The 26,923-nt window shown below is 62.6% G+C and carries 27 protein-coding genes; 17 read left to right on the forward strand and 10 right to left on the reverse strand.

Going from position 1 to position 26,923, the window contains the following annotated elements:
- Positions 1-709: 709 nt before the first annotated feature.
- Both FGE05_RS08255 and FGE05_RS08260 read left to right on the forward strand, forming a co-directional pair.
- Positions 710-1,267 (forward strand): thioesterase family protein, encoded by a 558-nt coding sequence (locus FGE05_RS08255; protein WP_139643690.1) that lies wholly within the window; start codon positions 710-712, stop codon positions 1,265-1,267.
- 103 nt (positions 1,268-1,370) lie between these two features.
- Positions 1,371-3,134 carry an L-lactate permease gene (locus tag FGE05_RS08260; protein WP_139643693.1) on the forward strand — a complete coding sequence of 588 codons (1,764 nt, stop codon included), beginning with the start codon at positions 1,371-1,373 and terminating at the stop codon, positions 3,132-3,134.
- Between the two features lie 110 nt (positions 3,135-3,244).
- Here FGE05_RS08260 and FGE05_RS08265 read toward each other — a convergent pair whose 3' ends face one another.
- Positions 3,245-3,580, reverse strand: a complete 336-nt coding sequence (locus tag FGE05_RS08265) for a hypothetical protein (protein ID WP_139643697.1) — start codon at positions 3,578-3,580, stop codon at positions 3,245-3,247.
- 264 nt (positions 3,581-3,844) lie between these two features.
- Between FGE05_RS08265 and FGE05_RS08270 the strand changes: the two genes are divergently transcribed.
- Positions 3,845-4,501: a polysaccharide lyase family 7 protein gene (locus tag FGE05_RS08270; protein WP_139643700.1), complete on the forward strand. Its 657-nt coding sequence runs from the start codon at positions 3,845-3,847 to the stop codon at positions 4,499-4,501.
- Between the two features lie 26 nt (positions 4,502-4,527).
- Here the strand turns inward: FGE05_RS08270 and FGE05_RS08275 are convergent, their stop codons facing one another.
- The 3 genes from FGE05_RS08275 to FGE05_RS08285 form a co-directional block, all read right to left on the reverse strand.
- Positions 4,528-5,757: a nucleoside permease gene (locus FGE05_RS08275; RefSeq protein ID WP_139643703.1), complete on the reverse strand. Its 1,230-nt coding sequence runs from the start codon at positions 5,755-5,757 to the stop codon at positions 4,528-4,530.
- A gap of 194 nt (positions 5,758-5,951) precedes the next feature.
- The gene (locus FGE05_RS08280; protein ID WP_139643705.1) at positions 5,952-7,031 is read right to left on the reverse strand and encodes a sugar phosphate isomerase/epimerase; all 1,080 of its coding nucleotides are present in this window, start codon (positions 7,029-7,031) and stop codon (positions 5,952-5,954) included.
- Positions 7,028-8,203, reverse strand: coding sequence for a Gfo/Idh/MocA family protein (locus tag FGE05_RS08285; protein WP_139643708.1), 1,176 nt, complete (start codon positions 8,201-8,203; stop codon positions 7,028-7,030). The genes FGE05_RS08280 and FGE05_RS08285 overlap by 4 nt, the downstream gene beginning before the upstream one ends.
- Positions 8,204-8,382: 179 nt before the next feature.
- Between FGE05_RS08285 and FGE05_RS08290 the strand changes: the two genes are divergently transcribed.
- From FGE05_RS08290 to FGE05_RS08305, 4 genes are all read left to right on the forward strand, one after another.
- On the forward strand, positions 8,383-9,393 hold the full coding sequence (locus FGE05_RS08290) for a LacI family DNA-binding transcriptional regulator (RefSeq protein ID WP_139643711.1): 1,011 nt from the start codon (positions 8,383-8,385) through the stop codon (positions 9,391-9,393).
- 94 nt (positions 9,394-9,487) lie between these two features.
- Positions 9,488-10,438, forward strand: a complete 951-nt coding sequence (locus FGE05_RS08295; RefSeq protein WP_139643714.1) for a TAXI family TRAP transporter solute-binding subunit — start codon at positions 9,488-9,490, stop codon at positions 10,436-10,438.
- Between the two features lie 79 nt (positions 10,439-10,517).
- Positions 10,518-12,545, forward strand: a complete 2,028-nt coding sequence (locus FGE05_RS08300; protein WP_139643717.1) for a TRAP transporter permease — start codon at positions 10,518-10,520, stop codon at positions 12,543-12,545.
- Positions 12,542-12,928 (forward strand): DUF1850 domain-containing protein, encoded by a 387-nt coding sequence (locus tag FGE05_RS08305; RefSeq protein ID WP_139643720.1) that lies wholly within the window; start codon positions 12,542-12,544, stop codon positions 12,926-12,928. Before FGE05_RS08300 ends, FGE05_RS08305 begins: the two co-directional genes overlap by 4 nt.
- A gap of 41 nt (positions 12,929-12,969) precedes the next feature.
- Here the strand turns inward: FGE05_RS08305 and FGE05_RS08310 are convergent, their stop codons facing one another.
- Complete coding sequence (locus FGE05_RS08310) at positions 12,970-14,061, reverse strand: SMP-30/gluconolactonase/LRE family protein (protein WP_139643723.1); 1,092 nt, start codon at positions 14,059-14,061, stop codon at positions 12,970-12,972.
- Between the two features lie 279 nt (positions 14,062-14,340).
- Between FGE05_RS08310 and FGE05_RS08315 the strand changes: the two genes are divergently transcribed.
- On the forward strand, positions 14,341-15,312 hold the full coding sequence (locus tag FGE05_RS08315; RefSeq protein ID WP_139643726.1) for an EamA family transporter: 972 nt from the start codon (positions 14,341-14,343) through the stop codon (positions 15,310-15,312).
- 157 nt (positions 15,313-15,469) lie between these two features.
- On the forward strand, positions 15,470-16,330 hold the full coding sequence (locus FGE05_RS08320) for a CAP domain-containing protein (RefSeq protein WP_139643729.1): 861 nt from the start codon (positions 15,470-15,472) through the stop codon (positions 16,328-16,330).
- A gap of 71 nt (positions 16,331-16,401) precedes the next feature.
- Here the strand turns inward: FGE05_RS08320 and FGE05_RS08325 are convergent, their stop codons facing one another.
- Together FGE05_RS08325 and ggt are read right to left on the reverse strand one after the other, a co-directional pair.
- On the reverse strand, positions 16,402-16,935 hold the full coding sequence (locus FGE05_RS08325; RefSeq protein ID WP_139643733.1) for a cysteine hydrolase family protein: 534 nt from the start codon (positions 16,933-16,935) through the stop codon (positions 16,402-16,404).
- 63 nt (positions 16,936-16,998) lie between these two features.
- A complete protein-coding gene (gene ggt / locus FGE05_RS08330; protein WP_139643736.1) occupies positions 16,999-18,726 on the reverse strand; it encodes a gamma-glutamyltransferase in 1,728 nt (575 codons plus the stop codon).
- A gap of 131 nt (positions 18,727-18,857) precedes the next feature.
- On the opposite strand from ggt, the gene FGE05_RS08335 reads away from it, so the two are divergent.
- Positions 18,858-19,283 (forward strand): N-acetyltransferase, encoded by a 426-nt coding sequence (locus tag FGE05_RS08335; RefSeq protein WP_139643738.1) that lies wholly within the window; start codon positions 18,858-18,860, stop codon positions 19,281-19,283.
- A 308-nt stretch (positions 19,284-19,591) separates the two neighbouring features.
- On the opposite strand, the gene FGE05_RS08340 is transcribed toward FGE05_RS08335, so the two are convergent.
- A complete protein-coding gene (locus FGE05_RS08340) occupies positions 19,592-19,942 on the reverse strand; it encodes a hypothetical protein (protein ID WP_139643741.1) in 351 nt (116 codons plus the stop codon).
- A 138-nt stretch (positions 19,943-20,080) separates the two neighbouring features.
- Here FGE05_RS08340 and FGE05_RS08345 point away from each other — a divergent pair, with 138 nt between their 5' ends.
- The 7 genes from FGE05_RS08345 to FGE05_RS08375 all read left to right on the forward strand — a co-directional run bounded on the left by FGE05_RS08345 (position 20,081) and on the right by FGE05_RS08375 (position 24,106).
- A complete protein-coding gene (locus tag FGE05_RS08345) occupies positions 20,081-20,416 on the forward strand; it encodes a DUF6388 family protein (RefSeq protein ID WP_139643744.1) in 336 nt (111 codons plus the stop codon).
- A gap of 225 nt (positions 20,417-20,641) precedes the next feature.
- Positions 20,642-21,034 (forward strand): sulfurtransferase complex subunit TusD, encoded by a 393-nt coding sequence (tusD, locus tag FGE05_RS08350; RefSeq protein ID WP_139643747.1) that lies wholly within the window; start codon positions 20,642-20,644, stop codon positions 21,032-21,034.
- Entirely contained in the window at positions 21,034-21,396 is a 363-nt protein-coding gene (gene tusC / locus FGE05_RS08355) for a sulfurtransferase complex subunit TusC (RefSeq protein ID WP_139643749.1), read from the forward strand. Before tusD ends, tusC begins: the two co-directional genes overlap by 1 nt.
- Positions 21,396-21,689: a sulfurtransferase complex subunit TusB gene (tusB, locus tag FGE05_RS08360; RefSeq protein WP_139643752.1), complete on the forward strand. Its 294-nt coding sequence runs from the start codon at positions 21,396-21,398 to the stop codon at positions 21,687-21,689. The genes tusC and tusB overlap by 1 nt, the downstream gene beginning before the upstream one ends.
- Complete coding sequence (locus FGE05_RS08365; RefSeq protein ID WP_139643754.1) at positions 21,686-22,021, forward strand: TusE/DsrC/DsvC family sulfur relay protein; 336 nt, start codon at positions 21,686-21,688, stop codon at positions 22,019-22,021. The genes tusB and FGE05_RS08365 overlap by 4 nt, the downstream gene beginning before the upstream one ends.
- Entirely contained in the window at positions 22,018-23,019 is a 1,002-nt protein-coding gene (locus FGE05_RS08370; protein WP_139643757.1) for a glycosyl transferase family protein, read from the forward strand. Before FGE05_RS08365 ends, FGE05_RS08370 begins: the two co-directional genes overlap by 4 nt.
- Positions 23,020-23,107: 88 nt before the next feature.
- Positions 23,108-24,106 (forward strand): glutathione S-transferase family protein, encoded by a 999-nt coding sequence (locus FGE05_RS08375; protein WP_139643760.1) that lies wholly within the window; start codon positions 23,108-23,110, stop codon positions 24,104-24,106.
- A 138-nt stretch (positions 24,107-24,244) separates the two neighbouring features.
- Here the strand turns inward: FGE05_RS08375 and cysG are convergent, their stop codons facing one another.
- Both cysG and serS read right to left on the reverse strand, forming a co-directional pair.
- Positions 24,245-25,639 (reverse strand): siroheme synthase CysG, encoded by a 1,395-nt coding sequence (gene cysG, locus FGE05_RS08380; RefSeq protein ID WP_139643762.1) that lies wholly within the window; start codon positions 25,637-25,639, stop codon positions 24,245-24,247.
- Complete coding sequence (gene serS, locus FGE05_RS08385; protein ID WP_139643765.1) at positions 25,640-26,920, reverse strand: serine--tRNA ligase; 1,281 nt, start codon at positions 26,918-26,920, stop codon at positions 25,640-25,642.
- Positions 26,921-26,923 lie beyond the last annotated feature (3 nt).

The raw sequence follows: 26,923 nt of genomic DNA on the forward strand, positions 1-26,923 counted from the left end.
TGGTGGCGTCCCGCAAAGGCCGCGTGCAACCCAACTCCAATGTGGGAGCGAGCCTGCTCGCGATAGCGGAGTGTCTGTCACGCCGCTGTTGAATCTGCCATCGCCTTCGCGGGCAAGCCCGGCTCCCACCGGTCTGGTGGCGCCCCGCAAAGTCTGCGTGCAACCCAAATCCAATGTGGGAGCGAGCCTGCTCGCGATAGCGGAGTGTCTGTCACGCCGCTGTTGAATCTGCCATCGCCTTCGCGGGCTAGCCCGGCTCCCACCGGTCTGGTGGCGTCCCGCAAAGGCCGCGTGCAACCCAACTCCAATGTGGGAGCGAGCCTGCTCGCGATAGCGGAGTGTCTGTCACGCCGCTGTTGAATCTGCCATCGCCTTCGCGACCAAGCCCGGCTCCCACCGGTCTGGTGGCGCCCCACAAAGGTTGCGCGCAACCCAAATCCAATGTGGGAGCGAGCCTGCTCGCGATAGCGGAGTGTCTGTCACGCCGCTGTTGAATCTGCCATCGCCTTCGCGGGCTAGCCTGGCTCCCACCGGTCTGGTGGCGCCCCGCCATTTCTACATCGGTGCCAGCGGCTCATAGCTGGGTGTGAGCAATCAGGCATGCAGACATGTCCCAAATGCGCGTTTTGCCGGCAAACAGTCATTTACGCACCTGGCCCGGGCCACCCCACCTGTCTAAAGTGGCCTTTTTTCCCTTTGCGGTATTTCCATGAATCTCTGGTTCCGACTGTTGCTGATGCTGTTTCGTCGTCCCTGGCGCAAGCCGACGGCCCCCCTGGACACCACCGTGGTGCGCATGCGTGTATGGCCGCTGGACCTGGACTTCAACCGCCATGTCACCAATGGCCGCTATTTCACTCTGGCGGATGTTGGACGCATGGATTACGTCCTGCGCAGCGGCGCCTACAAAGTGGCCCTGCGCAACCGAGCGATACCCATCGTGGGAGATGTCTGGGGCAAGTTCCGGCGTGAATTGAAGCTATTCGAAGCGTTCGAGTTGCATACCCGGATGCTCGGCTGGGATGACAAATGGACCTTCATGGAGCACCGTTTCATGAGCCGCGGGCGTGTGGTCGGGGTGGTGATCATGCGTGGCCTGTTCCGCTCGGCCAAAGGCACGGTGGCACCGGGTGAATTCATCCGTGAACTGGGGCTGGCAGAACAGTCGCCGGCCATGCCGCAATGGCTGACGGCCTGGTCGCGAAGCTGCGATGATTTGAGCCTTGAGCTTCGACTGGAGGAAGGCCCGCGCACCGACGCGCGTTAGTCGCCACAGGCATGCCCCCATGCCCTGCCCGATCCCCGCCTATACTCTTCTGCCAATCCCCCCTGGGGCCTGCACTTCCAACAATAAAAAGCAGAGGTGGAACATGGTCTGGCAACAAGTCTACGATCCCTTCGGTAATGCGGTGCTGTCGACCTTTCTGGCGGCGGTCCCGGTGGTGGTGATGCTGGCGTCCCTGGCGTTCTTTCATATCAAGGCGCACCTGGCGGCATTGCTGGCCCTGGCCTCGGCCCTGCTGATCGCGATTTTCGCCTTCGGCATGCCCGCCGGCATGGCCGGTTCGGCGGCGCTCTTTGGCGCGGCCAACGGGTTGCTACCCATTGGCTGGATTGTGCTCAACATTATCTTCCTGCATCGGCTGACCACCGAAAATGGTTCGTTCAAGGTTCTGCAGGATTCCCTGGCGCGCATCACCGATGACCGGCGCCTGCAATTGCTGTTGATCGCCTTCTGCTTCGGCGCGTTTTTCGAGGGGGCGGCAGGCTTCGGTACACCGGTGGCGGTGACTGGAGCGATCCTGATCGGGCTGGGCTTCTCCCCGTTGGCCGCCTCGGGCCTGGCCCTGATCGCCAACACCGCGCCGGTGGCGTTCGGCGCCTTGGGCACCCCTGTCATCACCTTGGCCAAGGTCACCGGGCTGGATGAAATGGAGCTGTCGATGATGGTGGGCCGGCAGCTGCCGTTCTTTTCGGTGATCGTGCCGTTCTGGCTGATCTGGGCCTTTGCCGGATGGCGCAAGATGCTGGAGATCTGGCCGGCGATTCTGGTGGCCGGCGTCAGCTTTGCCATCCCGCAGTTCGTGGTTTCCAACTACCACGGGCCGATGCTGGTGGATGTGATTGCCGCGCTGATTTCCATGGCCTGCCTTACCGGGTTTCTCAAAGTCTGGAAACCGGCGACGGTCCACACCTCCGCAGCGTTGTCGGGACGCCACGATGATTCGAAGATCGACGCCAGCGAAGAACAACAGCCGGTGACCGGCGGGGCGTTCTCCAATGACACCCGGCCGGCGGTGCTGCGGGCCTGGATGCCGTGGATCATCCTCACGGTGTTCGTGTTCGCCTGGGGTACCCAGGGCTTCAAGAACCTGTTCGATACCCGTCCAGCGATCGACCCACAGTCCCAGTCGGCCAAACTCGATCCCCAAGGCAAGCCGATGCGCGAGGCGAATCCGCTGTTCTCGCCCATGGTGACCTTCAGCACCCTGCACCAGCAGATCGAAAAAGTCCCGCCCGTGGTGCCGCAGCCTAAAACCGAGGAAGCGATCTACAAGTTCAACTGGTTCACCGCCACTGGCAGCGGCATCTTCCTGGCGGCGATTCTCGGTGGGTTGCTGATGGGCTACTCGATCCCACAATTGGTGCGCCAGTACCTGCGAACGTTGTGGGTGGTGCGTTACTCGCTAATCACCATCGTCGCGATGCTCGCCCTGGGGTTCCTGACGCGCTATTCGGGCCTGGACGCCACCATGGGCCTGGCCTTCGCCGCAACGGGCATTTTCTACCCCATGTTCGGCACCCTGCTGGGCTGGCTCGGCGTTGCGCTGACCGGCTCGGATACCGCCTCCAACGTGCTGTTCGGCGGCTTGCAACGGGTAACGTCAGAGCAGTTGGGCCTGAGCCCGGTGTTGATGGCCGCCGCCAACAGTTCTGGCGGGGTGATGGGCAAGATGGTCGATGCCCAGTCGATCGTGGTCGCCTCCACCGCCACCCGTTGGTATGGCCATGAAGGGGAAATCCTGCGCTACGTGTTTTTCCACTCGGTGGTGCTGGCGATTCTGGTGGGCGGGCTGGTGACGCTGCAGGCGTATGTCGAGCCGTTCAGTCGCATGGTGGTTGGCGGGCATTGACCGGCACGTCTACCGATCATTCCCACGCTCTGCGTGGGAATGCATCCAGTGACGCTCCGCGTCACGCTTTGGCAGCGGAACGCAGAGCGTGGGAATGATCGAACTGACCTTTACTGAACGTTCTTCAGCTTGACCACGTCCCCGGACACCGAGGTGGTGTAACCGGTCAGGACCCAGGCCCAGAACCAGTTTTCCTGCACCTGGGTGTTGATCATGGCGTCGCCGCCCTTGGCCAGGATCGCGGCGTTCTGGGCGCGTACGAAGCGGTTGTTCTGACGAATCGGGATCACGCCGAACAGCAACAGGCCGGTGGCCTTCGCTTCACTGTGGCCGACAACGGTGTATTGGCTGCTGTCGTACTGCTGGGTCTTCATCGGGGTGCCGGTGCAACCCGCCAGGACCAGGCCGAACAGTGCGCTGGCAACAACCTTGCTGAAACTTTTCATTGACTACTCCATGGGGAAACGCCCGGGATCCATCTCTCGGGCGGCGCGTACTCTACCCGATCAACATCAAATTGACATTATCCATAATCAATTTGCAGCCTCGCCCCTGAAGCTCATGCTAGAGCCATTCGTCAGCTGCTCCTCCAACGTCCTCCAGTGCCCAAGCGCCATGTCGATAACCAAGTAACAGTGCCACGGAAGGCAAAACCTGCCTTTGCCGGCTGACATCGATCTGCACCGGCTGTACCGTTGGAGCGCTTGACCATGATTGACCTGACTGTCTGGAACCTCACCCTTCCAATCGAAACCCCTGCCCTGACTATTGCAACCAAAGCGGTTCCGACCCTGCAGAACCCGTACTTCACCAACACCGGCGACAAGATCGTCTTCTGGGCCCCGGTGACCGGTTCCCACACAGGTAAAAGCGAGTTCCCGCGCTCCGAGCTGCGGGAAACCTCGAAAGACGGCAAGCTGCGCAACTGGCTCTACAACAGCGGGATCAACACCCTCAAAGGCACCCTGGCCGTGAACCAGGTGCCCTCGGCCGGTCGCGTGGTCGTCGCGCAGATCCACGCCAAGGATGCGCCTGCCCCCTTGCTCAAGCTCGTTTACCGTTTCACCAAGGGTGTCGGCAACCTGGATGTCGAATACCGGGTCAAGCCCAAGGATGCAAAAAGCCCGGTGATGTTCACCGTGCCGAACGTTGCCTTGAATAAAGTCTTCACCTATTCCCTGCAGATGAACAAACAGGGCATGGTCACCGTGATGATCAACAACCTCGGCAAGCAGGTGAAGCTGGATCCGTCCTGGTATGGCTACAACTTCTACTTCAAGGCAGGCGTCTACACCCTGGACAACGTCGGCTATGCCACCGAAGGCGGAAAAGTGACCTACACCAAACTGGACGTCAGTCATCTATGACCGATGTCCAGCCTGGTGCTTGTACTTCAGGCCTTTGAAGGAACGGCGACAGCCTGCCGGCCGCTGAAAGCCACCAGGAAACAGACGAACACCAGCAGCGCAAACCCGGCAGGGAACAGCCAGATGCTGGTCCAGTCATGAGCGCCCGCCTCGGCAAAACTATCGGTGACCTGCCCCGCTACCCGGAAGCCGATCAACATGCCCAGGCCATAGGTCGCCAGGGTGATCAGCCCTTGGGCCGAACTGCGCAGATGCTCCGGCGCCTTGGCGTCGGTGTAGATCTGCCCCGAGACAAAAAAGAAGTCATAGCAGATGCCGTGCAGGGCAATGCCGGTGAACAGCATGAACGCCAGGTCACCGTTGTTGCCATAGGCGAACAGCAGGTAGCGCAACGCCCAAGCCAGCATCCCCACCAACAGCGCCAGCTTGATCCCGAAGCGCTGGATGAATAGCGGCAACAGCAGCATGAACAGCACCTCGGACACCTGCCCGATGGCCATCTTCGCCGTGGGGTTGGTCATGCCGGTTTCGGCCAGGAACGGGTTGGCATTCTGGTAATAGAACGCCAACGGGATGCAGATCAGGATCGAGGCGATGAAGAACACCAGGTAACTGCGGTCCTTCAGCAGCCCCAGGGCATCCAGGCCCAGCAGTTGCTTGATTCCGCCGCCAGCTTCAGCCTTGAGCGGCGCCGTGGCCGGCAGCGTGAGGCTGTAGATGCCCAAGGCCAGCGAAGCAATCGCCGCCATCAGGAAGGTATTGCGCAAACCGCCCGCCGCAATGGCCTCCCGTGAATCCCAAGCGAACACGAAACTGATGACCACCCCGGCGACGATCCAACCGAGGGTGCCCCAAACCCGCACCCGGGAAAACTCCAGCGCCGGATCGCGCATCTGACGGAACGCCACGGAATTGACCAGGGCCAGCGTCGGCATGTAGACCACCATGTACGCCAGCACGAACGGGTAGAAGCCACTGAAGTCCTGCGCCGAATACAGCTGGTACAGCAGCACCGCGCCCAGCAGGTGCAGCACCGCCAGAATACGTTCGGCATTGAAGTAGCGGTCGGCGATCAGGCCGATCACGAACGGCGCGATGATCGCCCCCCAGGACTGGGTGGAAAACGCCATGCCGACCTGCCCGCCGCTGGCACCCAGGGTGCTGGAAAGAAAGGTCCCGAGGGTGACGAACCAGCCACCCCAGATAAAGAACTGCAGGAACATCATCACGCTCAAGCGTGCGTTCATCGTGGTCATGACAGTCACCGTCTATTTGTTGTTCTTGTAAGCCAGCCAGTTGGTAAAAGCACTTTGTGGACAGGGGACCATTGTGGGAGCAAGGCTTGCCCGCGATGCAGGCGCCTCATTCTTCCTAAGGACCTCGTCGGCTTTATCGCGGGCAAGCCTTGCTCCCACAATGAACTCCCTTGCCACAGTTTTTTTGGTATCGGTTACCTCGGCAGCCCCAGCAGCCGCCGATTGGACGCTTCATCCGCCGTCACCCCGGCAAAATCATCGAACGCCTTGCGGCTCTTGTTGATCATGTGCCGCTGAATGAACGCAGCCCCTTCAGCGGCACCCTGTTGCGAGTCCTTCAGGCAGCACTCCCATTCCAGTACCGCCCAGCCGCTGAAGTCGTACTGGGTCAACTTGCTGAAGATCGATTTGAAATCGATCTGCCCATCCCCCAGGGAACGGAAACGGCCGGGGCGATCCACCCAGCCCTGATAACCGCCGTACACCCCGGACCGGGCATCGGGGCGAAACTCCGCATCCTTGACGTGGAACATGCGGATGCGCGCGTGGTAGCGGTCGATGAAACCCAGGTAGTCCATCTGTTGCAGCAACAGGTGGCTGGGGTCGTAGAGGATGGCTGCCCGTGGATGGTGATCGACCGCTTCCAGGAAGCGCTCGAACGAGGCGCCGTCATGGAGGTCTTCGCCGGGATGGATTTCGTAGCACAGGTCCACGCCGGCCGCCTCGAAGCAATCGAGAATCGGCAACCAGCGCCGGGCCAGTTCAGCGAATCCTTGCTCGACAAGCCCGCTCGGGCGTTGTGGCCACGGGTACATGTAGGGCCACAACAGCGCGCCGGAAAACGTCGCATGGGCATTGAGGCCCAGGCGCTGACTGGCCCGGGCCGCCAGCTTGAGCTGCTCGATGGCCCACTCGGTCCGGGCCTGGGGTTGGCCGCGCAAGTGGGCCGGGGCAAAGTCGTCGAACAGCGCATCGAACGCCGGATGCACCGCCACCAGTTGGCCTTGCAGGTGCGTCGACAGTTCGCTGATCTCGACCCCGGCCTCTGCGCAGGTGGCCTTGATCTCATCGCAATAGGCCTGGCTGTCGGCGGCCTGGGCCAGGTCGATGTAACGTGTGCCCAGGGTCGGCAACTGAATGGCTTTGTACCCTTGTGAGGCGGCCCACCGGGCGATGTTCGCCAAGGTGTCGAACGGCGACTCGTCGGACATGAACTGGGCCAGGAAAATAGCCGGCCCGCGCAGGCCGTCCGGTGTTTGATCGGCGGTATTCACAACAGCGACTCTCCGGTCTGCAGCGCGGTCCACTTCGCCTCGCCACGATGATTGATGAGGGCGGCCTCGATGAACGCCATGCCGCGCAAGCCGGTTTCGATACCGGGTACGCCAGGCACATCGGGGCCTTCGATCCGCTCGCGAATGGCACGGGCGAAATCGCCGTAAAGGTTGGCCATGGCTTCCAGGTAACCCTCGGGGTGCCCCGCTGGCAGGCGCATGCGGCGTGTGGCGGCCTCGCACAACCACGGCTGGCCGACGCCGCAACGCAGGATGCTCAGGGGTTGGTCGAGGGCACGATGGATCAGGCTCGACGGTTCCTCCTGGCGCCATTCCAGGGCGCCTTTATCGCCATAGACGCGGATCTTCAGCGGGTTCTCTTCACCGGCGCAGACCTGGCTGGCGATCAACACGCCGCTGGCGCCATCACTCATGCGCAACAGCATCGCGGCGTCGTCGTCCAATTGCCGGCCCGGAATGTGGGTACCCAACGCCGCACAGAGCTGTTCGACGTGCTGGCCGGTCACGAACTCTGCGAGGGAAAACGCGTGGGTACCGATGTCACCAATGCAGCCGCCCAGGCCGGACTGCTCGGGGTCATCGCGCCAACCGGCCTGCTTGTTGCCCTGCCCGGCGACGTCCTGGCTGAGCCAGCCCTGGGGATACTCCACCAGCACTTTGCGCACCGTGCCGATCACGCCCGAGCGCACCATCTCTCGCGCCTGCCAGACCATGGGATACCCCAGGTACGTGTGAGCCAGGCCGTACAAGCGGCCTCTGCCTCGCAGCACATCCTTGAGCGCGAGCAACTCACGCAGGTTCAACGCTGCGGGCTTTTCGCTGAACACATGAAAGCCCGCCTTTAGCGCCCGACCGGCAATCGGTGCATGCAAATGGTTGGGCGTCACGATGACCAGCAACTCCATGCGCCGGTCGGCGGGCAATGCCGCTTCGGCGTCCAACAGTTGCTGCCAGTCGCTGTAGCAGCGGGAAGCGTCCAGCCCCAGGGCTGCGCCGGTTTGCTGGTTATTGCGGGCGTCGCGACTGAATGCCCCACACACCAACTCGAACCCGCCATCCAGGCCAGCGGCCTGACGATGGGCCTGGCCGATGAAAGCACCCTCCCCACCGCCCACGAAACCCAGTCTTATTTTCGGTGCTACAGGACTCATCACGACTCTCTCAGGTCAGGGCTGACGACAATGTAACCGGTTACATCACGGCGGAATCTAGGCGCAGTTTCGCGGCGTGTCAAACCCTACGGTCTTCATGCAGGGACGTTTGTGAGGCGCCCAACCTGCGGTAAGCTCCCCTTCGCGCCGCTATGTTCCGGCGCTCGATCGAGGTGCTTTTGTCCAATATCCGTGAAGTAGCCCGGCTGGCCGGCGTGTCGGTGGCTACGGTTTCCAGAACGCTCAAATCCCCCGAACGGGTACTGCCCGAGACACGGGACAAGGTCAACGCGGCGGTGGAACAGGCCGGCTACCGGCCGAACCTGATGGCTGTGCAATTCCGCTCCCGTCGCACCGGCAACCTGGTGATCCTGGTGCCGACCATCGCCAATACGTTCTTTGCCCGGGTCATCAGCGGTGCCCAGCAGTCCGCCCAGGCGGCGGGTTATCGGCTGTTGTTGTGCGACACGCAAGGCCAGGCAGAAGTCGAGCGGGAGTTCGCCGCGCTGGTCTATGCGCACCAGGCCGACGGCGTGATCCAGTTACGCGCGAGCAATCCTTTCGCGTCACTTCCCCCTGGCGCCGAAGCCCTGCCGCTGGTCAACGCCTGCGAAGTGGTCAAGGGTGCCGACTACCCCACCATCAGCCTCGACAACCGCGCCGCCGCCCAGGCCATGACCGACTACCTGATCGGTCTTGGTCACCGCCGCATCGGCATTATCAAGGGCCCCCGCAGCAGCCCCCTGACCCTGGACCGCGTGGCCGGTTACGAGGACGCCTTGCGTCAGTCCGGTCTGGTCGTCGACCCAGGCTTGATCTGCCACGGCGACTTCACCTTGAACGCCGGGTACGAAGGAGCCGAGGCGATGCTGGCGCTGGCCGAGCGACCCAGCGCGCTGTTCTGTGAAAACGACGAGATGGCCATCGGCGCCCTCAAGCGCATCAAGGAATCGGGGTTGCGGGTGCCCGAGGACATTTCCCTGGTGGGGTTCGACGACATCCCGTTCGCGGCGTACTGCGATCCGCCGCTGACCACCATTTCCCAGCCTGCCGAGACCTTTGGCCGCAAAGCCGTGGAAATGCTGATCGCGCTGATCGAGAAAAAGCCTATTCCGCAACGGCATGTGCTGCTGCCGTTCGAGTTGACCGTGCGTGGCAGCAGCGCAGCTCCGGGTCCCGGCAAGGCCTGACCAGGCACATCGGTTTTAACAACTCGCCATCGGGCCCGTTTCAACTACAGTGGAAAGACTCTGCATAAAGCCATAACAAGACGGAGAGTTTTCCATGCGAGTCAACAAACGCTTCACCCTTCTGGCCGCCGCGGCAGCCTTGGTGGTCACGACCACGGCCCAGGCCGCCCCGGTGTACATCAACATCCTGACGGGGGGCACCAGTGGGGTGTATTACCCGATCGGGGTCGGGCTGTCGCAGATCTACAGCACCGGCATCAAGGACGCCAAGACCTCGGTGCAAGCCACCAAGGCTTCGGTGGAAAACCTGAACCTGCTGCAGGCCGGGCGCGGAGAATTGGCCCTCGCGCTGGGCGACTCGGTAGCTGACGCCAAGAATGGCGTGGAAGATGCCGGCTTCAAGACTCCTCTGACCAAACTACGCGCCATCGCCGGCGCCTATCCCAATTACATCCAGATCGTTGCCAGCCAGGAGTCGGGCATCAAGACGCTGGCCGATCTCAAGGGCAAATCCATCTCCGTGGGAGCGGCGAAATCCGGCACCGAGCTGAATGCGCGAGCCATTCTCAAGGCCGCGGGACTGAACTACAGCGACATGAAGGTTCAGTACCTGCCCTTCGCCGAATCGGTGGACCTGATCAAGAACCGTCAACTGGACGCCACGCTCCAGTCTTCGGGGCTGGGGATGGCGGCCATCCGCGACCTGGCCTCGACCATGCCACTGAACTACGTGTCGATTCCGACGGAGGTAGTGACAAAAATCGGCAACCCGGCCTACCAAAGTGCAACGATCCCGGCCAATACCTATGACGGCCAGGCCGAAGCCGTGCCCACCGTGGCAATCACCAACATCCTGGTCACCCGTGAAGACGTTTCGGACGAAGTGGCCTACCAGATGACCAAGCTGCTGTTCGAAAACCTCCCTCGTCTCGGCAGCGCACACTCCGCAGCCAAAGACATCACCTTGGATAAAGCCGCGAAAAACTTGCCTATCCCCCTCCATCCCGGTGCCGAGCGCTACTACAAGGAAGCCGGCGCCCTGTAAGCCGATCTGGCGCGGCGGTGGTGATCGTCGCCGCGCCCTTGCGGTTCGCACCTTCGATGCAGGCAAGAGGACATCCTTGATGAGTGAGATTCAGCCCGGCATTCCCAGCGATCCACGGGACTGGCCCAGAACACTGTTCTACGTGGCCCTGCTGTTTTCGGTATTCCAGATCGTCACCGCGGCGTTCGCCCCTGTCTCCAGCCAGGTCCTGCGTGCCGTGCACGTGGGTTTCCTATTGTGGGTGGTGTTCCTGAGTTATCCCGCCCATGGCACCGGGCGTCCCTGGCAGCCACTGGCATGGGTGTTGTCCCTGGCCGGCGTGGCCACGGCCCTGTACCAATGGGTATTTGAAGCCGACCTGATCCAGCGCTCCGGTGACCTGACCGATACGGACCTCATCGTCGGTATCGTGCTGATCGTATTGGTGTTCGAGGCAGCCCGACGGGTGATGGGCATTGCGCTGCCGTTGATCTGCGGTCTGTTCCTGGCCTATGGGCTGTTCGGCGAATACCTGCCGGGCGATCTGGCTCATCGCGGTTATGGCTTCGATCAGATCGTCAATCAACTGTCCTTCGGCACCGAGGGGCTGTACGGCACACCGACCTACGTGTCGGCCACCTACATCTTCCTGTTCATCCTGTTTGGCGCCTTCCTCGAAAAAGCCGGGATGATCAAGCTGTTCACCGACTTTGCCATGGGCCTGTTCGGCCACAAGCTCGGCGGCCCGGCCAAAGTCGCCGTCGCTTCCTCCGCCTTGATGGGGACCATTACCGGCTCTGGCATTGCCAACGTGGTGACCACCGGGCAATTCACCATCCCGCTGATGAAGCGCTTCGGCTACAAAGCCGCGTTCGCCGGTGGCGTGGAAGCCACTTCCAGCATGGGCAGCCAATTGATGCCGCCGATCATGGGGGCCGTGGCGTTTATCATGGCCGAGACCATCAACGTGCCGTTCGTTGAAGTCGCCAAGGCCGCCTTGATTCCCGCGTGCCTGTACTTCGGCTCGGTGTTCTGGATGGTTCATCTCGAAGCCAAGCGCTCCAACCTCAGAGGCTTGCCCAAGGACCAATGCCCCAGCGCACTGGGCGCCGTAAAAGACAACTGGTACTTGCTGATCCCGCTCGCGGTCTTGATCTATCTGCTGTTTTCCGGGCGCACGCCGCTTTTTTCCGGCATGGTGGGACTGGCGCTCACCGCCATCGTGATCCTCGGCTCGGCGATCATCCTGCGCGTGTCGAGCTTTGCCTTGCGCTGCGCTTTCTGGATCGCACTGGGTGTCCTGTGCGTGGGCTTTTTCCAGCTGGGCATCGCCGTCATCTTCGCGGTGATCGCGGTGTTGGTCATCATCTGCTGGTTCATCAAAGGCGCGCGGGAAACCCTGACCATCTGCCTCCATGCATTGGTGGAAGGCGCGCGGCATGCGGTTCCTGTAGGGATTGCCTGTGCCCTGGTGGGCATCATCATTGGCGTGGTGTCGCTAACCGGGGTGGCGTCGACCTTCGCCGGTTACATCCTGGCCATCGGCAAGGACAACCTGCTGCTGTCGCTGATCCTGACGATGCTCACCTGCCTGGTGCTAGGCATGGGCATCCCCACCATCCCCAACTACATCATCACCAGCTCGATCGCCGCCCCCGCCCTGCTGGAACTGGGCGTACCGCTGATCGTGTCCCACATGTTCGTGTTCTACTTCGGCATCCTCGCCGACCTCACGCCGCCCGTGGCGCTGGCTTGCTTCGCGGCCGCGCCGATTGCCCGGGAAACCGGCCTGAAAATCAGCTTCTGGGCGGTGCGCATCGCGCTGGCTGGCTTCGTCATTCCGTTCATGGCGGTCTATAACCCGGCACTGATGCTTCAGGGTGACAACCTGTGGATGAGCGCTTACATGCTGATCAAGACGATGCTGGCCGTCGGGCTCTGGGGCATGGCGTCCACCGGCCATCTGCAACAGAAGATGCCGATCTGGGAGCGCCTGCTGTGTTTTGCCGCCGGAGCCTTGCTGGTCGTCGCGTTACCGCTGACCGATGAGATTGGCTTCGTGCTGGCGGGACTGCTGATCTTCCAGCACCTATGGCGCTCGCGGCGCATCGGACGGGCCCTGGCGTGATCGGCTTATGCCTGGGCCTGGCCGGCGTGACCTGGGCCCAGCTTCCCCTCCGGGATTTCACGCTGGCGTGGAATCACACCATCGAGAAAATCCGCTGGGAGGAAGACTACCGGGTTACCGCGCAGGGGTTGGTGCTGGGGGAAGCCAGGGTCAAAGGCAACGGCGCCGGCATGGAGATTCCCGACGGCGCCTGGCTGAAAAACGGCAGCTGGCACTACCTGCGCCAACTGCCGCCTCTGCAACCGCTGAGACTGGGCCGCACACCCCAGGCTGGGGATTACCAGCTGTGTTTGAATGGACATTGCGAGCCAATGAGCCATTGGCTGGGGCCACCAACGGCAGATCAACCGTTGGTGGAATTGTGGAGTTGCGATCCGTCCTGAGCCGACCCACGGCGGCGAGGCCCGCGGCCCAAGCCATTCAGTCAGCTGAATGTGGCCCCTCGGGTATTCACGAACAGCGAATACAGCGAGTGACTGCCGGCCATGAACAAGCGATTACCTTCCCGCCCGCCAAAGCAGATATTGGGGCAGCGTTCCGGCAGGGAAATATGGCCGATGGCTTTGCCTTCCGGGTTGAACACCCGTACACCGTCGAGCTTTTCCAGGTCGGCCTTGGGGTCGCCGTTGCCGCCCCAGCCGCACCAGAGGTTGCCGCTCTCGTCGCATTTGATGCCATCGATGGCCGCGTAATCCAGGCCTTCGATGTGCTTGCGCCGCTCGCCCAGCGTCCCGTCGTCCTTGACCGTGATTGCCCAGATCAGCCGGTTGGGTTTGGCCCTGCCCTCCACCACATAGAGAATTTTCTCGTCCGGGGAGAAACACAGGCCGTTCGGCCCCGCCAAGTCATCGATCACCCGGCTGACCTTGCCGGTTTCGCCATCGACGCGGTACACCGCGTGGGGCTGGGACGGGGTGACCTTGTGTCCTTCGTAGTTGTTGCCGGTCTGGAATGGCGGGTCGGTGAACCAGACCGAACCGTCGCGCTTGCACACGATATCGTTGGGCGAATTGAAAGGCTTGCCCTCGAAACTGTCCGCCAGCACGGTGATGGTGCCGTTGTGCTCGGTACGGGTGACGCGCCGCCCCTCGCTCGAGGTGGTGGAGCCTTCGCACACCAGCAACCGCCCTTGGCGATCACGGCACATGCCGTTGGAGAAATTGGCATTCTCGCGGTACACCGACAGACCGCCAGTAATCTCATCCCAACGCACTATGCGGTTGTTGGGGATGTCGCTGACCAGCAGGTAGCGGCCGTCGCCGATCCACACCGGCCCTTCGGCCCAGCGCAGGCCAGTGGCGAGTTTTTCCACGCTGGCATTGAAGAGGCGCAAGTCCATGAAGCTGGGATCGAGGATGTTGATCAGCGGGTCCGGGTAACGCTGGCTCAACGGCTCGGCCTGGACGAGCCCGGGCAGGTTCCCCAAAGTAGCGGCAGCCGCCGAGACCACCAGGGATTTTTTCAGGAATACCCGACGACCTTGGTCGGCGGGGCTGATCAGTTGTGAAGTTTCCATAGCGCGTCTCTCCGTTAATTATTATTGGACGGGACGACAGTTTTACTACGTGATAAGACATCGTACAAGAATACTGTCTTTGTCCCCCAGTGAAAGCATACGGACGCGCGCCCGCTAAAGCCGTCTTCTTTAGAGTTCCCTAGAGCGCTACAGTCTCATCGCCACTTGTTCCATCGGACAAGATGCGGTAAAAATTCGGGCACGTTGTACGACAACAATAACTAAAATCACCGCCCGAGGCCTCTCGCTTCGGCGGTCGTTCTTTTGAGAATTCCTGCCATGGCCCACTCCACCTACGCATCGGACACCCCCGCCCCGTTTCCACGCCAACTCGCCGTGCTCGTCCTGCTGTGCATGGGGTGTGCCTTCGCTGGCAACCATGTCGCGGCGCGAGTGGCGTTCGATGATGGCGCCGGCGTGCTGCTGGCGATCCTGATGCGCTCGGGTGGGACGCTGCTGGTGTTGGCTGTGATGGTGCTGTGGCAGCGCCAGGGCCTGCGCCTTCCAACGGGCGCCTGGCGCTGGCAGTTGCTCCTTGGACTGTTGATCGGCACGCAAAGCCTGTGTCTGTATTCGGCCGTGGCGAGGGTCCCGGTGGCGCTGGCATTGCTGGTGGGCAATGTGTTTCCGATTTTGCTCGCATTACTGACTTGGGCACTGGGCGGCCCCCGCCCCACCACCCGCACAGCCGCGCTGATGGGGATGATTCTGCTGGGCCTGGTCTTCGTGCTGGAGGTGCCGGCGCGGTTATCGTCCGAACAGAGCGTCGGCCCGCAATGGCTGCTGGGCGTCGGCCTGGCCTTCTGCGCGGCTTGTGCGTTCGCCTGCGCACTGTGGATCACCGACCACAAGCTGGCCCAGGTCCGTGGCTCGGTACGCAGCCTGCTGACGATCTTCATCGTGTTCAGCAGCGTCAACCTCGCCGGCCTGAGCGGTGCCCTACCCGGCGGCTTCAATCTGCCGGCCACCAGCACCGGCTGGTTGGCCCTGGCCACCCTGGTGACGCTCTACGGCACCGGGTTTATCGTGCTGTTCATTTCCGTGCCGCGCCTGGACATGCCGCGCAACGCTCCGGTGATGAACATCGAACCGTTGGCCACCCTGCTGATCGGCTGGCTGGTGCTGGACCAGATGCTCAGCCCCGGCCAGATACTCGGCGGCGCTATCGTGGTGGCCGGCATCGTGCTGTTGACCTATCGCAAGGTCGAACGGGTCAAGGCGCCCGTGGCCGGGGCGGCTGGAAACAACTGAACTCGCCACAGGGGTTGGGTGCCCCTGCTGAAACTTGTCTTCAAACCCACAGTCCTACCCCAGCTGTGAAAGCCTCGCCTTCCTGTGCGAAGCGCTTGCGGCTGATGGGCGCCAGGCCTGGCGTTCGCGTAACTCTCCCTCTTGAGCCGTCCGCACCATGCGCCACCCTGTTCGCTCTTGCCGTCTCGCTTCGCTTTGCCTGCTCCCCCTGCTGCCCTTGCTCGCCAGCCCTGCCCACGCTCGAGGCGAGGGGCAACTGGTGGACGCCATCAACGACTACCGCAGCCAGTCCCGTCGCTGTGAATGGCGCACGGTCCGGGCCTCCCCGCCTTTGGTGCTGCGCTCGCGCCTGGCCTTGCCGATCGGCTTTCGTGACGGCTTGCGGGAAACCTTGAATGACGCCGGCTATCGAGCCCGGGCCGTGCGCAGCATCCGCCTGACTGACGCGCGGGATGCCCAAGAGGCTTTCGACATGTTGGCGGACGAGCACTGCGACGCCTTGCTGGACAACCAGTACGCCGACATCGGCGTCAACCGGGTTGGTGATGAGTGGCGAGTGGTGCTGGCGCAGCCCATGGGCGGTGCACCGGCCAGCGACGCCTCATCGATCGGCAAGGCGCTGCTGGCCCAGGTCAACGCGGCTAGGGCCAAGTCCCGTGTGTGTGGTCGCCAGCGCTTTGCCGCCGCCCGGCCACTGAGCTGGAACGCCGCACTCGGAGCTGCCGCCCAGGGACACAGCCAGGCCATGGCCCACGGCAACTATTTCGCCCACCGCGATCCCGACGGCCGCTCCGTCGCCGACCGCGCCAAGGGCGCGGGCTATCGTGGCCGCAAGTTCGGCGAGAACATCGCCGCCGGCCAAAGCTCGCCGAACCAGGCCATGCAAGACTGGATCGCCAGCCCCGGGCATTGCGCCAACCTGATGAACCCGATGTTCACGCAAGTGGGCGCCGCCTCCGCCAGTGACTCACGCAGCGATGCGGGGGTGTACTGGACGATGGTGTTTGGCGCGCCTTGAGCGAGTGCGCCCCCCCCTCTCTCGTAGCGTTGTGGCAAGAAGCTTGCTACTCCGTCACAGGTTGATATCGCTTACAGACGGACCTCAGCCGCCGGCACTACATCGATCCGCGACACCGCGCTGCTCAGGCGCCCAAGCCGATCATTGTGGTTGGCGATGATCTGCTCCGCCGCCAGGCTGCCGTTGTCCACCGTGGTATGGGCATCGGCAGCCAGGACCACTTCATACCCCAAGGTGTGGGCCTGGCGCACCGTGGCGTTGACGCAGTAATCGGTCTGCATGCCGCAGATCACCAGGCGGTCGATGCTTCGGGCCTGCAGCAATGACAGCAGGTCCGTCTGGTAGAACGCATCTGGCGTGGTCTTGCGCACCCGCAGGTCATCCGTGGAGGTCAACAGCCCGTCCGCCAGTTGCCAGGCAGCAGAGCCGTACACCAGCGAGCCTTGCAGCTCCTCGTGCTGGATCAGGATCACTGGCAAGTCTAAAGCCCTGGCCCGGGCACTGAGGTCGTTGATGGTCCGGATAACCCGCTGGCTCTCGAAACATTCTTCTTCACCGGTACACAGGGCGCTCTGGACATCGATGATCAGCAAAGCGGTGCTCATGGTTTCCCTCTTCAAGACAATGATGAACGGCCACGGGGGTTGCCTACGGCAGCCCCCCTCTGCTCAATAGCCCAACGATAATCCCGTGTTGCGACGTGGATCGTTGGCCCCATAGAACCGGTTTTTGCCCACCGGTTTTCCACCCAGCGACGGGGCGCCCACCAGAATCGCGGCAATGTGGTTGGGGTCCTGGGGACCCGCGAACTTATGCCCCCAGCTTTCCAGGATCTTTTGCGTGTCGGGGCTGGCGGCGAAGGCTTCCAGGTTGGTCTGCTCGGGCATCCATTGCTGGTGGAAGCGCGGCGCATCGACGGCTTCCTGCAGGTTCATGCCGTAGTCGATCACATTGAGGATCGTCAGCAATGTCGCCGTGATGATCCGGCTGCCGCCCGGCGTTCCCACCACCATGACGGTCTTGCCGTCCTTGGTGACGATGGTCGGGCTCATGGATGACAACGGTGCCTTGCCCGGCGCGATGGCGTTGGCTTCCCCCTGCACCAGGCCATACATGTTGGGGACGCCGATCTTGGCGGTGAAGTCGTCCATTTCGTCGTTGAGGATCACCCCGGTCTTGCTCGCCATGACGCCCGCGCCGAACCAGTCGTTGAGGGTGTAGGTGACGGAAACGGCGTTGCCCCACTTGTCGACGATGGAATAGTGGGTGGTGTTGCTGCCCTCATGAGGCGCTACGCCGGGCTTGATCGAGTGCGAGTCACCGGCCTTTTGCGGCTCGATGGCGGCCCGCAATTTGGCGGCGTAGCTTTTGTCCAGCAGATGGTCGATGGGGTTCTGTACGAAGTCCGGGTCACCCAGGTAGCTGTTGCGATCCACATAGGCATGCCGCATGGCTTCGATCTGGTAGTGCATGCCCTGAGCCGAATGGAAGCCCAGTTCTTTCATCGGATAGCCGTCAAGGATGTTCATGATCTGGCACAGCACCACGCCGCCGGAACTGGGCGGCGGCGCCGAGATGATGTGGTAGCCGCGATAGTCGCACTCCACCGGCGCCAGCTCACGGGTCTTGTACTTGTCCAGGTCGGCCTGGGTGATGATGCCTTTGTTGGCCTGGCTGGAGGTGACGAGGGCATCGGCGACCCAGCCCTTGTAGAACCCGTCGGCGCCCTTGGTGGAGATTTCCCGCAGGGTCCTGGCGAGGTCTTTCTGCACCAGCTTCTGGCCGACCTGCATCGGTTCGCCGTTGTGCAGGAAGATCGAGCCCGAGTCACGCATGTCCTTCTTGAACACGTCGGTGGCGGTCTCCAGCAGGTCTACATCGCCCTGCTCCAGGGTGAAACCCTCTTCGGCGAAGCGGATGGCCGGGGCAATCAGCTCAGCCCGAGGTTTGCTTCCGTACTTCTTCAACGCCAGCTCCATGCCGGACACCGTGCCGGGCACACCTACCGCCAGGTGCCCGCGAGTGCTGAGGTCGGGGACGACATTACCGTCCTTGTCCAGGTACATGTCCGCCGTGGCGGCCAACGGCGCTTTTTCGCGGAAATCCAGGAAGGTCTTGCGCCCATCGGCCAGTTGCAGGGTCATGAAACCGCCGCCCCCCAGGTTACCCGCCGCCGGATACACCACTGCCAGGGCATACCCCACCGCCACCGCCGCATCCACGGCATTGCCGCCGTTCTTGAGTACATCGACCCCCACATGGGTCGCCAGGTGCTGGGCGGTGACCACCATGCCGTTTTCGGCGGCGACCGGGGCCTGGGAGGCGGCCTGCACATAAAAGCAACTGAGGGTCAGGGATGTCGCAACCAGGGTTCGGGTCAAGGATTCGAACTTCATGAGCCGCTCTCTTCTTGTTTTTGAAATCCAGGGAAGTATGGCCCGGTTTGCGAAATGCGCCCGTTCGCTGCCGGACGGTCTTTTGGGGTAGGCTCATGCCGTTCATTCTCCCCGCAACAAGGACATCGCTGATGACGCTGCGAATCGAACGCACCGACACTCCCACCGACGAGGAGCGCCAGGCTATCCTGGCGCCGCTACGCGCCTACAACACCGCCAAGACCGGCGGCACCGTGCCGGAACTGGTCGCCTGGCTGGTACGGGACGAACACAGCAATGAAATAGTGGGCGGGCTCTACGGCCGGGTGTTCTTCCGCTGGTTCTATATCGAGTTGCTGGTGGTGCCGGAACAGGCCCGCGGCCAAGGCACCGGATCGGCATTGATGCAGAAGGCCGAAGCGCTGGCCAGGGAGAAGAACTGCGTCGGCATCTGGCTGGATACGTTCGACTTCCAGGCCCCAGCGTTCTACCGCAAACACGGCTTCACAGACATCGGCCAGATCGACGATTACCCGCCGGGGCACCAGCACTTCTTCCTCCAGAAGCGCCTGACTTGAAACACACATCCAGCGGACTTGCTCGCGAAAGCGGTCTACCCTTCGACACTGCCGTCGACTGACCCACCGCCATCGCGAGCAGGCTCGCTCCCACATGGGTTCCGAGCTGGCCGGGAGACTTGCATCCGCCACAAATCCCCTGTGGGAGCGGGCTTGCTCGCGAAGCGGTCTACCCTTCGACAATGTTCTCGACTGACCCGCCGCCATCGCGAGCAGGCTCGCTCCCACATGGGTTCCGAGCTGGCCGGGAGACTTGCATCCACCACAAACTCCTGTGGGAGCGAGCCTGCTCGCGATGCTCTACCGGCTTACAGGCAAGTCGCCAACGCCGCCAACCGGCGCTTGGCCATGAAGTCGTCGTGCTTGGCGTAGTAGTTCAACGTCGTACCGGTAGCACCGGTTTCCAGGTCGACAAAGGATTCAGCGGAGCGGGTGTACACCGTCGAGCCGCCTTTCTTGCCCGGTTGCAGGTAAGCCCCGGCGTCGACGCCGAATACCGCCTCGTCCTGCCAGGAAAACTGCACGCACTGGGCCACGACCTGTTCCGGCTTGTCCGAGGCCAGCGTCTTGTAAGGCGCCTGGGTCCGGGCCTGGTTCATCGCCGAACCCGCGCAGCCGGCCAGCAAGGTGGCGGCCAGGGCCACCGTCAGCATTCGCATTGCGTTCACTCATCGAGAAAAAAGCGGACTGTAGCACCACGCCCCCGGTCTTCGTGCGGCTTTACTGAAATTTATACGCGACACCGGACGACGATTCGCGCAACCTGTCACGCCTTTTGTCATCAGCAGAGAGTCTCCATGGCGGCAACCGAACAGCAGCATGAGCGGGCGTTGGAAAAGTTTCTCGACGAGCGCCCCGAACTCCGCACCGAACTGGACCACCTCAACCCACTGCTGGCCCAGGCCAAGGGCGAGACGGCGGAACAATACCGCGCCGAGCGGTTGCATGAAGCCTTCGAGGCCGAGGCCGAACGCCAGGGCCTGTTCGCCTGGGAACTGACCCTGCAATTGACCGCCGCCTCGCCAGAGGACTATCAGTCCCAGCGGATGGACGTGCACAGGGAAGTGGCAGAGATGGCGGGGATGGATTGGGCGGAGTATTGCGAGTTGCATGGCCTCACGGACGACTGCTGAACCAGTGTGGCGAGGGGATTTATCCCCGCCGGGCTGCGCAGCAGCCCCTCCTTCAAGGCACAGTAATTTGCCTGATGTACCTCGCGGCCTGGTTTTGGGGCTGCTGCGCAGCCCAGCGGGGATAAATCCCCTCGCCACAAGGATGTCCCCACAATCCTGCAGTGCCAATCGCCCCCCTGCCCATAAAGCTTTATCATGGCCGCAGTTTTGCTGATCGGATCTGCCATGAAGTTCGCCATTGCGCTGTTTTCCGCCGCCCATGCGCCGTCCTCGCGCCGAGCCTTGCTGTTTGCCCAGGCCGCGCTGGCCGGCGGGCATGAAATCGTGCGGCTGTTTTTCTATCAGGACGGTGTCTATAACGCCGACAGCGGTGTGGTCCCCCCCCAGGACGAACAGGACCTGCCCAAACAGTGGCGCAGCTTTGTCAGCGACCACCAGCTCGACGGCGTGGTCTGCATCGCGGCGGCGTTGCGCCGTGGGGTGTTGAACGCCGAAGAAGCCCAGCGCTACCAACGCTCGGCCGTGAGCGTCGAGACACCCTGGGCCCTGTCCGGGCTCGGCCAACTGCACGACGCGATCCAGGATGCCGACCGCTTGATCTGTTTTGGAGGCCCATGATGGCCAAGTCCCTGTTGCTCATCAGCCGCCAGTCCCCATGGTCGGGCCCAGGCGCCCGGGAAGCGTTGGACATCGTCCTGGCCGGCGGGGCGTTCGACCTGCCCATCGGCCTGCTGTTTCTCGATGACGGCGTACACCAGTTGCTCCCCGGCCAGAACGCCAAGGCCGTCCAGCAAAAAGACCTGAGCGCGAACCTGCAGGCATTGCCCATGTTCGGCGTCGAAGACCTCTTCGTCTGCGCAGACAGCGCCGCCGAGCGCGGCATCGACGCCGATGCCTTGGGCCTGGGCGACCTGAAGGTGCTGACCGCGCCGGACATCACCGCTCTCATTGACCGTTACGACCAGGTGATTACCCTCTGATGTCGACTTTGCATGTGTTGTCCCATTCACCTTTTGGCGATAACCGCCTCGCCAGTTGTCTGCGAGTCCTGGGAGACAAGGATGCACTGCTGCTGTGCGGCGACGCGACTTACGCATTGCAGCCCGGCACCGCACCGTTTACCCGGTTGCAGGCCGCTGGCCTGAAGCTGTTCGCACTGGCCGAAGACCTCCAGGCCCGAGACTTGCCGGCCCCTGACTGGGTCGAGATCATCGACTACCCGGCCTTCGTCGAACTGTCGATCCAGCATGACAAGGTCAACACCTGGCTATGAATGCGCTGAACGTGGGCGAACGCGCCATCCCGCTGGACAAGGACGGCTACCTTGCCGACCGGGACGACTGGTCAGTCGAAGTGGCCACGGCCCTGGCCGCCGCCGAAGACATCGAGTTGAGCCCCGAACACTGGGAAGTTCTCGAACTGCTGCGGGCTTTCTACGACGAGTTCCAGCTCTCCCCCGCCACCCGGCCGCTGATCAAGTACACCGCGCTGAAACTGGGTGCGGACAAGGGCAACAGCCTGTACCTGAACCGATTGTTCAAAGGCACTCCCGCCAAACTCGCCGCCAAGCTGGCGGGCCTGCCCAAACCGACGAATTGCTTATGACCGACGTTCCATCGCTGACCCTCGAGACCCCGGCCGAACATCCATTCGCCCAGTTCGTGCGCATCCTTGGCAAAGGCAAGCGCGGCGCCCGTGACCTCACCCGTGAAGAAGCCCGCGAGGCCATGGGCATGGTGCTCGATGAGCAGGTCGAGGACAGCCAGCTTGGCGCCTTCCTGATGCTGTTGCGGCACAAGGAAGAAAGCGCCGAGGAAATGGCCGGTTTCACCGAAGCCCTGCGCGCACGCCTGGCTGCCCCGGCGCTGGCGGTGGACCTTGACTGGCCGACCTATGCCGGCAAGAAACGTCATCTGCCCTGGTACCTGCTGGCGGCCAAGTGCCTCGGCCAGAACGGGGTGCGCATCTTCATGCACGGCGGCGGTGCCCATACGGCGGGTCGGCTTTATACCGAACAGTTGCTGGGATTTCTGCACATCCCGCTGTGCCGTGACTGGCAGCAGGTCGGCACGGCCCTGGATAACGGCGGCCTGGCCTTCATGCCGCTGGTGGACTGGGCACCCCAGATGCAGCGCATGATCGACCTGCGCAACACCCTGGGCCTGCGCTCACCGATCCATTCCCTGGCGCGGATCCTCAATCCGCTGAAGGCCCGGTGCGGACTGCAAAGCATCTTCCACCCCGGCTACCAGGCGGTGCATCGCGATGCCAGCGGCTTGTTGGGGGATACGACTATCGTGATCAAGGGCGACGGTGGCGAAATCGAGATCAACCCGGATGCCGACAGTCACCTGTATGGCACCACCGGCGGCGCGAGCTGGGATGAAGAATGGCCACGGCTGTCACAACAACGTCACGTCAAGCCGGAGAGCCTCGACCCCGAGCATCTGAAAGCTATCTGGCGCGGCGACGTGGAGGACAGCTACCCGCAACTGGCCCTGGTCGCCACCATGGCCCTGGCCCTGCGCGGCCTCGGCCTGACGCGTGAAGACGCGTTCGAACGGGCCCGGCAGTATTGGGATGCTCGGGATCGATCGATTTAATCGATCATCAAAGCCCAACCTTTGCGCTTTTAGTTCGAACCTATCGGAATAGACTCGCCTCCAATGTTTATGGTTCGAGGAGATCGAGATGGGTTTGTTAGTCGAAGGCCGCTGGCAAGATCAGTGGTATGAAAGCAAGGACGGCACCTTCCAGCGCGAACAGGCACAACGCCGTCACTGGATCACCGCAGACGGCAGCGCCGGCCCCACGGGCGAGAGTGGCTTTGCCGCCGAGGCCGGGCGCTACCATTTGTATGTATCCCTGGCCTGCCCCTGGGCCCATCGCACCCTGATCTACCGCAAGCTCAAGGGCCTGGAAGACCTGATCGATGTCTCGGTGGTCAGCTACCTGATGCTGGAAAACGGCTGGACCTTCGACAAGGCCCACGGCTCCACCGGCGACAAACTGGACAACCTGCGCTTCCTGCACCAGCGCTACACCGCCGATACAGCGGATTACACCGGTCGCGTCACCGTACCGGCGCTGTGGGACAAGCGGCAACAGCGCATCGTGAACAACGAATCGGCGGAAATCATCCGCATGTTCAACAGCGCCTTCAATGACCTGACCGGCAACCACCTGGACCTGTATCCCGAACACCTGCGCAGCAAGATCGATGCGCTGAACGAGCGGATCTATCCGGCGGTGAACAACGGCGTCTACCGCGCCGGGTTCGCCACCACCCAACAGGCTTACGAAGAAGCGTTCGACCAGTTGTTCGCCGAACTCGATCGGTTGGAGACGCTCCTGGGATCACAGCGCTACCTGGCCGGCGAATACCTGACCGAAGCGGATATCCGCCTGTTCACCACCATGATCCGTTTCGATGCCGTTTATTTCGGCCACTTCAAATGCAACCTGCGGCGCATCGCCGACTACCCGAACCTGTCGAACTGGCTGCGGGAGCTGTACCAATGGCCGGGCATTGCCGAGACGGTGGATTTCACCCACATCCAGCGGCATTACTACGGCAGCCACAAGACCATCAATCCCAACGGGATCGTGCCCAAGGGACCGGAGCAGGATTTCAGCGGGGCCCATGACCGGGCGCGGTTGGTGGGGAAAGGGATCTGGGGCGGGGACTGATCCGGGATTTGTCGTGGATGTAAAGGCCTCATCGCGAGCAGGCTCGCTCCCACATGGGATCAGGGTACAACCATAAATTCCTGGTTACACCCAGCCCTGTGTGGGAGCGAGCCTGCTCGCGATTTGGGACAACGCGGTCTAGACCTGCCCCTGAGCCCCTTCGAACCACGCCAGTTTCTCGCGCAGTTGCACCACTTCCCCCACGATCACCAGCGTCGGCGCATGGACCTCATGCTCGGCCACCAGCTTCGGCAAGTCTGCCAGAGTGCCGGTGAACACCCGCTGGTTGGACGTCGTGCCTTGCTGGATCAGCGCCGCCGGCGTATCGGCCGCGCGACCGTGCTTGATCAGCTCGCTGCAGATGCTCGGCAGTCCCACCAACCCCATGTAGAACACCAGGGTCTGGGCCGGGGCGACCAGGTCCGCCCACGGCAGATCGCTGGTGCCGTCCTTGAGATGGCCGGTGATGAAACGCACCGACTGGGCATAGTCGCGATGGGTCAGCGGAATGCCGGCGTACGCCGCACAACCACTGGCTGCGGTGATGCCCGGCACGACCTGGAACGGGATGCCCTGGGCCGCCAGCTCTTCGATCTCTTCCCCGCCGCGCCCGAAGATGAATGGATCACCGCCTTTGAGGCGCACCACCCGCTTGCCTTGCCGGGCCAAGTCGACCAACTGCTGGTTGATCTGGTCCTGGGGCACGGCATGCTCGGCGCGGCGCTTGCCGACGTAGACCCGCTCGGCGTCACGCCGGCATAGCTCAAGGATCGCTGGCGCGACGAGACGGTCGTACAGCACCACATCGGCCTGCTGCATCAAACGCAGGGCGCGGAAGGTCAGCAGGTCGGGATCACCTGGCCCGGCACCCACCAGATAGACTTCTCCCGGTGCGTGCGGCGCCTGGCCGGCGATTTTCTCGCGCAACAGACGCTCGGCTTCAGTGCCCTGCCCGGCCAATTGGCGGTCGGCGATAGGGCCCTGGAACACATCCTCCCAAAACGCCCGGCGTTGTTGCACATCCGGGAACAGCCGTTTGACCTGGCTGCGAAACTGCGCCGCCAAACCCGCCAACTGCCCGTATGTCGAGGGAATCCAGGTTTCCAGCTTGGCCCGGATCAGCCTTGCCAGCACCGGCGCATCGCCGCCGCTGGACACCGCGATCACCAGTGGCGAGCGGTCGACAATAGCCGGGAAAATCACGCTGCACAGTGCCGGCGCGTCCACCACGTTGACCGGCACACAACGCTTATGGGCGTCGGCCGACACCCGGGCATTGAGGATTTCGTCGTCGGTGGCGGCGATGATCAACCCGCAACCGTCCAGGTCCGTTTCGAGGTAACCGCGCAGGACGCATTCGCCCCCGCTGCCACTGACCAGATCCCGCAGTTGCGGCTCTATTTCGGGTGCGACCACCCGCAGCAACGCACCGGCGTCGGCCAGCAGGCGGGATTTGCGCAAGGCAATCTCGCCGCCGCCGACCACTAGCACGCGGCTGCCGCGCAGGTTATGGAACAGTGGCAGATAGTTCATTTAGCCGATGACCTCGATGCCACCCATGTACGGTTTCAACACCTCGGGCACACGGATCGAACCGTCGGCCTGCTGGTAGTTTTCCAGCACCGCCACCAGGGTACGGCCCACCGCCAGGCCGGAGCCATTGAGGGTGTGGACCAGTTCCGGCTTGCCGGTTTCAGGGTTGCGGAAACGCGCCTGCATGCGACGGGCCTGGAAGTCACCGCAATTGGAGCACGACGAAATCTCGCGGTATTTGTCCTGGCTCGGAATCCACACTTCCAGGTCATAAGTCTTGACCGCGCTGAAACCCATGTCGCCGGTGCACAGGGCCAGGGTCCGATACGGCAGTTCCAGCAGTTGCAGGACCTTCTCGGCGTTGGCGGTCAGACTTTCCAGGGCTTCCATGGATTTTGTCGGTTCGACGATCTGCACCATCTCGACCTTGTCGAACTGGTGCTGACGGATCATGCCGCGGGTATCGCGTCCCGACGCCCCGGCTTCACTGCGGAAGCATGGGGTGTGGGCGACGAACTTGATCGGCAGTTGCTTGGCGTCGACGATCTCGCCGGCCACGATGTTGGTCAGCGATACTTCGGCCGTCGGGATCAGGTACAGGTCGGCTTCACCTTCGCGGCCGATCTTGAACAGGTCTTCCTCGAACTTCGGCAACTGGCCGGTGCCTTGCAGGGCCGGAGCCTGGACCAGGTACGGGGTGTAGGCTTCCTCGTAACCGTGCTCGGTGACGTGCAGGTTGATCATGAACTGGGCCAGGGCGCGGTGCAGGCGGGCAATGGGTCCGCGCAGCAAGGCAAAACGGGCGCCGGACAGCTTGGCGGCGGTTTCGAAGTCCAGCCAGCCGAACTTCTCGCCCAGGGCCACGTGGTCCAGCACCGGGAAATCGAACGCTTTGGGCGTGCCCCAGCGACGGACTTCGACGTTACCTTCTTCGTCTTCACCGACCGGCACCGACTCGTGGGGCAGGTTCGGGATGCCCAGCAGGATCGAATCCAGTTCGGACTGGATCTTGTCCAGGGCCACCTTGCCGTTGTTGAGTTCGGTGCCCATGCTCTCGACGTTCGCCATCAACGGCGCGATGTCTTCACCGCGCTGCTTGGCCTGGCCAATGCTCTTGGAGATCGCATTACGCTCGGCTTGCAGCTTTTCAGTCTGGGTCTGGACGGTCTTGCGCTGCTCTTCCAGCGCTTCGATGCGCGCGACGTCCAGGGCGAAGCCACGGGACGCCAGGCGGTCCGCTACGTCCTGAAGGTTGCTACGTAACAGTTTGGAATCGAGCATGTC

Source organism: Pseudomonas sp. ICMP22404, assembly GCF_006227205.1.
Classification (GTDB): domain Bacteria; phylum Pseudomonadota; class Gammaproteobacteria; order Pseudomonadales; family Pseudomonadaceae; genus Aquipseudomonas.

What these genes read in the sequence shown, in the direction of transcription:
- FGE05_RS08275 (WP_139643703.1), bottom strand. Translation starts at nt 5,757, where the DNA reads ATGACCACGATGAACGCACGCTTGAGCGTGATGATGTTCCTGCAGTTC.
- FGE05_RS08375 (WP_139643760.1), top strand. Translation starts at nt 23,108, where the DNA reads ATGGGTTTGTTAGTCGAAGGCCGCTGGCAAGATCAGTGGTATGAAAGC.
- tusB (WP_139643752.1), top strand. Translation starts at nt 21,396, where the DNA reads ATGTCGACTTTGCATGTGTTGTCCCATTCACCTTTTGGCGATAACCGC.
- FGE05_RS08285 (WP_139643708.1), bottom strand. Translation starts at nt 8,203, where the DNA reads ATGAGTCCTGTAGCACCGAAAATAAGACTGGGTTTCGTGGGCGGTGGG.
- ggt (WP_139643736.1), bottom strand. Translation starts at nt 18,726, where the DNA reads ATGAAGTTCGAATCCTTGACCCGAACCCTGGTTGCGACATCCCTGACC.
- FGE05_RS08325 (WP_139643733.1), bottom strand. Translation starts at nt 16,935, where the DNA reads ATGAGCACCGCTTTGCTGATCATCGATGTCCAGAGCGCCCTGTGTACC.
- FGE05_RS08255 (WP_139643690.1), top strand. Translation starts at nt 710, where the DNA reads ATGAATCTCTGGTTCCGACTGTTGCTGATGCTGTTTCGTCGTCCCTGG.
- FGE05_RS08310 (WP_139643723.1), bottom strand. Translation starts at nt 14,061, where the DNA reads ATGGAAACTTCACAACTGATCAGCCCCGCCGACCAAGGTCGTCGGGTA.
- FGE05_RS08320 (WP_139643729.1), top strand. Translation starts at nt 15,470, where the DNA reads ATGCGCCACCCTGTTCGCTCTTGCCGTCTCGCTTCGCTTTGCCTGCTC.
- FGE05_RS08270 (WP_139643700.1), top strand. Translation starts at nt 3,845, where the DNA reads ATGATTGACCTGACTGTCTGGAACCTCACCCTTCCAATCGAAACCCCT.
- serS (WP_139643765.1), bottom strand. Translation starts at nt 26,920, where the DNA reads ATGCTCGATTCCAAACTGTTACGTAGCAACCTTCAGGACGTAGCGGAC.
- FGE05_RS08370 (WP_139643757.1), top strand. Translation starts at nt 22,018, where the DNA reads ATGACCGACGTTCCATCGCTGACCCTCGAGACCCCGGCCGAACATCCA.
- tusD (WP_139643747.1), top strand. Translation starts at nt 20,642, where the DNA reads ATGAAGTTCGCCATTGCGCTGTTTTCCGCCGCCCATGCGCCGTCCTCG.
- tusC (WP_139643749.1), top strand. Translation starts at nt 21,034, where the DNA reads ATGGCCAAGTCCCTGTTGCTCATCAGCCGCCAGTCCCCATGGTCGGGC.
- FGE05_RS08300 (WP_139643717.1), top strand. Translation starts at nt 10,518, where the DNA reads ATGAGTGAGATTCAGCCCGGCATTCCCAGCGATCCACGGGACTGGCCC.
- FGE05_RS08345 (WP_139643744.1), top strand. Translation starts at nt 20,081, where the DNA reads ATGGCGGCAACCGAACAGCAGCATGAGCGGGCGTTGGAAAAGTTTCTC.
- FGE05_RS08340 (WP_139643741.1), bottom strand. Translation starts at nt 19,942, where the DNA reads ATGCGAATGCTGACGGTGGCCCTGGCCGCCACCTTGCTGGCCGGCTGC.
- FGE05_RS08335 (WP_139643738.1), top strand. Translation starts at nt 18,858, where the DNA reads ATGACGCTGCGAATCGAACGCACCGACACTCCCACCGACGAGGAGCGC.
- FGE05_RS08265 (WP_139643697.1), bottom strand. Translation starts at nt 3,580, where the DNA reads ATGAAAAGTTTCAGCAAGGTTGTTGCCAGCGCACTGTTCGGCCTGGTC.
- FGE05_RS08260 (WP_139643693.1), top strand. Translation starts at nt 1,371, where the DNA reads ATGGTCTGGCAACAAGTCTACGATCCCTTCGGTAATGCGGTGCTGTCG.
- FGE05_RS08295 (WP_139643714.1), top strand. Translation starts at nt 9,488, where the DNA reads ATGCGAGTCAACAAACGCTTCACCCTTCTGGCCGCCGCGGCAGCCTTG.
- FGE05_RS08315 (WP_139643726.1), top strand. Translation starts at nt 14,341, where the DNA reads ATGGCCCACTCCACCTACGCATCGGACACCCCCGCCCCGTTTCCACGC.
- cysG (WP_139643762.1), bottom strand. Translation starts at nt 25,639, where the DNA reads ATGAACTATCTGCCACTGTTCCATAACCTGCGCGGCAGCCGCGTGCTA.
- FGE05_RS08365 (WP_139643754.1), top strand. Translation starts at nt 21,686, where the DNA reads ATGAATGCGCTGAACGTGGGCGAACGCGCCATCCCGCTGGACAAGGAC.